General features: G+C 39.4%; 3 protein-coding genes and 1 pseudogene. 1 reads left to right on the forward strand and 3 read right to left on the reverse strand.

The window, feature by feature from the left end; genetic code table 11:
* Positions 1-245: 245 nt before the first annotated feature.
* Positions 246-827 carry a TIGR02281 family clan AA aspartic protease gene (locus LC605_RS31660; RefSeq protein ID WP_229551352.1) on the reverse strand — a complete coding sequence of 194 codons (582 nt, stop codon included), beginning with the start codon at positions 825-827 and terminating at the stop codon, positions 246-248.
* Positions 828-1,233: 406 nt separating this feature from the next.
* Positions 1,234-2,007, reverse strand: a complete 774-nt coding sequence (locus tag LC605_RS31665) for a nucleoside phosphorylase (RefSeq protein ID WP_229551353.1) — start codon at positions 2,005-2,007, stop codon at positions 1,234-1,236.
* Positions 2,008-2,356: 349 nt separating this feature from the next.
* Between LC605_RS31665 and LC605_RS31670 the strand changes: the two genes are divergently transcribed.
* Positions 2,357-2,986, forward strand: a complete 630-nt coding sequence (locus LC605_RS31670; protein ID WP_229551354.1) for a Uma2 family endonuclease — start codon at positions 2,357-2,359, stop codon at positions 2,984-2,986.
* 581 nt (positions 2,987-3,567) lie between these two features.
* On the opposite strand, the pseudogene LC605_RS31675 reads toward LC605_RS31670, so the two are convergent.
* Positions 3,568-3,758: pseudogene (locus LC605_RS31675) on the reverse strand (hypothetical protein); the annotation flags it as partial.

The following is a 3,758-nucleotide window of genomic DNA, read 5'->3' on the forward strand; positions in this document are numbered from 1 at the left end:
ATTGAGAATAAGATTCGTGCCACTTTTATTCCTCAAATATCCTTTTATGTATTATTTTATTCTTGTGATTTTCATTTATTACCGTAATAACCGCTTATGACAGTAAGGGGTGCGGAATGTGGGTTAGACGCTTTCGCGCCGCGTCTGGTAGGGAAACGGCTTCTTGCAGGGTAGTGCCTCTAAGAAGAAAATTATTCTTAGAGACCATTGTTTGCGTAAGTCATGGAAGTTAGAAACTGCAAGGGTTAGCGGTGATGAAATTCGATCTCTCTCTCCAGAATTTTAATATCATAGTTGCCAAAGAAATCGTGGCCGAGTAACCCGATGCTTGCTTTTGGTGCGATCGCTACCTGAAGATTATTGGCTGTAATTCCAGCTACTGCAATAGATTGTACCTTAGTGGTTGGGAATTCTACTTGACTACCATCAGCTATTTGGGCTTGCATTGTTCCTATAGTCTGGAGTTGAAGTGTATTCGCCATGCTGAGAGTGAGAATGGTTTCACTCGCACCTGTATCTACAATCATTTCAAAGGTTTTTTTGTCATTAAAAGTGACATCAACCACAGGAGTTCCACCAAGGCGGCGTTTGATTGGGACTCGAAAAACTCTCTTGTCTGAAGGTGTGACTATATTGCCACAAAGCCTTCCCAATCCAACGGTTTTACCAGAGGAGGTTATCATGTAACATCCTCCTGGATCGTCAGCTGTTGCCCGATGAGAGAATGCTAAAAATATCAGCGTCAGCATGAGTGCGTAGGCGTAGCTTGTTGTAGACATCCCAGCTAGATTAACGGTCGTAATCCAACGCCTCCAAGCATTCTTCATGTTAGATTTATCTCCAATTTGGCTGATATTTTTTAATAACTAAATTACTCAATTTTTGGGCAACAAGTTGGGGAGCATCCCAGCAAATACCTTCTCCTTCTCATCAACAGATTCTCAATACATCTTCAGGACTATTTCATTCTCCTCTAGCCCACCTCAGAATGAATTCTGAGTCTAATAACGAAAGTCGTCTCAAGACGACTGAGAAAAGGTTGTAGTCCGTTTTAACGGACTTTAGCTATGAGCCAGGAACTTCAGTTCCGGGTGGTTTATGTCTAGAATGAAATACCCCTGATACATCTTACCTATAATTACTGATTCAAAAATTAAAGATTAGGTAAAGACATGATAAAACTACTCAAATCCGATTTCTATATAAGAAGTTAGATAAGAGAAATTTGTGAGCTTATTCAAGGGTTGCTGCTGCATTTACAGCAGTTGCCATCGCATTTCTAATGGCAATATTTTTTTGTTCTAAGATAATATTTTCACTAACACTACGCCCAGCAACTACACCGCAAACAGCAGCAGCAGCAAAATTATACACTCCTGCCATTTTGAATAGTGTGCCGCATTCCATCTCGTAATTCAAGATATTCAAGCGCCGATATTCTTCTGTAATGCCATGCAGCGATCGCATTAAATTTGGATTCGCTGAATCAGTGCGTTCTTGTCCTTCGTAAAAAGTATCAACTGATGCCGTAATTCCGATATAATGTTCAACCTCTAATTCTCGTGCTGCTTTAACCAAAGCAACTGTCAGAAAAGGATCGGCTGCGGCTGGATACTCCACAGGCGCAATGTCATTTGCTGCACCTTGGCGACACAATGCTGCACTGCTAATAACAATGCTACCGACTGGTATGTAAGGTTGAATTGATCCGCAAGTTCCAATGCGAATAATTTGCCGGATTCCTACTTGTATTAGCTCATTGACCACAATACTTAATGAAGACGCACCCATACCACTCGTAGCTGCTAAGATACTTTTACCATTAAGTAAGTATCCTACATAGCTATTGAGTCCGCGATTTTCTGACAACAAGCGTACATCTTGTAAATAAGTTTCGGCAATTAGATGCGATCGCTCTGGATCGCCAGATAACAGGGCAATACTGGGAGGCGATGAACCTAAATCATTTTGTCCAAAACCAATGTGATAAAAGCGTTTATTTGGCATTCAATTTTGGATTTTAAATTTTAGATTTGGGATTATCTTACCGGAAATCAAAGGGTTTAAGTAGGTCGGCGCAATTCAAGTTAACTGGCTAAGGCTGTCATTCGTCATTTGTCATTTGTCATTAGTAAGGGTTTTAAGCTTATTTACGTTTCGTAACATATTTGATATTTGAGTTTTTTCGCACCAACGTACTTAAGACCCCTCTGTTACAAAATTGTATAAGCAGTCCTAAATAATTTATAATTATCTTTTTAATGATGGGCAATATCTCAAACGTCAGCGTTATGAGTTACCAGCAGTAAAAAACAACCTTCTTCCTGGCTAACTGAAATTGCTTAAACAAGCTAATATGTATACCGTAATTACAGCAGAAAAAATCGACTTACCACCTGGGGCGGTATTGAAACTTTTAGGAAACTGGCAAGACTATCAAGTATTGAGTCAGCAACTAGGCGATCGCTCCTCACCTCGCATTAAATATCGAAGAGGGGAAATTTTACTGATGGCACCGCTACCAGAGCATGGAAGAGATGCGAGTTTGTTGGCATTGATAGTAATAGCTCTACTTGACCACTTAAACCGCATATACGAGTCATTTACGCCCATCACCATGAGCTTACCAGAATTTAGTGGTATTGAACCAGATTATTGCTTTTACATTGAAAATTGCAGAGCAGTAGTGGGCAAAAAAAGAATTAATTGGGAGTCAGATCCACCACCAGATTTAGCAATTGAAATAGATGTGACAAGCTACACAGACATTAATGATTTCTTGCCTTATCGAGTACCAGAAGTTTGGATATTAAAAAATAATCGGTTATTAATTTATCGATTGCAAGAAGAAAGTTATGTGCTTACAGAAAGCAGCTACTTTCCTAACGTCAGAGAAATTGTGCAGCAATGTTTGCAAAAGGCCAATGAGCAATCAACAAGTGAAGTCATTAGCTGGTTAAAAAACTTTTTACGTGAACAAAAGTAGTTACGGCTTCTGTAACCCACTATTTCAGGTTTTTGGTAGGTTACACTAACCCTTAATTACGAATTATTTTAACTGCTGTCCGTGGGTTTAAGTAACTCGGCAAGAATAAACCAAACTATATTACGAAACGTAAATACACCTTAAACCCTTATAAATGACGAAGGACAAATGACAAATGACAGCCCTAGCTAGTTAGCTTTATTTGCGTCGCTCTACTTACAGCGATTTTCAGGTAAATGAACCACAAATAGATCTCTCTCCAAACTTAATACTCCACCCTTTGTGAATATTCGTAGGTTGGGTTGGGCCTTTGCGTTACCCAACAAACCGAGGAAAATGTTGGGTTTCGTTCCTCAACCCAACCTTGTATTTGATGGTACTACGAAGCATTCCAAAACCAACATCAAGAATAGACTCATTTAGTCCAGCTTTTTGTTTTTTGCCCTTGCCAGTTTTGGCTTTTCGGGTCATGTTCTTTTGTTATTCTCGCCGAGAGTACGGCACCGTCAGACATTTGGGTGCGTTAGGACTAAAATCCATAACGCACCCTACCAAATTAAAGCTAAATTGATTAACTGACTCTAGTCAAGTAGCCACATCTCATTAGAACTATCAGGATACTCGTTTGGTTGATTTTGAGGTTGATTTTGAGCTAGTGTTTCTGATGACCGATGTGATTTTTTGTAGTTAAGTGGATTGTAGTGTTCTTTTACGGGTTTTATTGCACTAGTTTCTTTTACAGCTACAGCAAGTTTAGACTTATCTTCTGCTA

The sequence above is a fragment of the Nostoc sp. CHAB 5836 genome (assembly GCF_020829445.1).
GTDB lineage: Bacteria > Cyanobacteriota > Cyanobacteriia > Cyanobacteriales > Nostocaceae > Nostoc.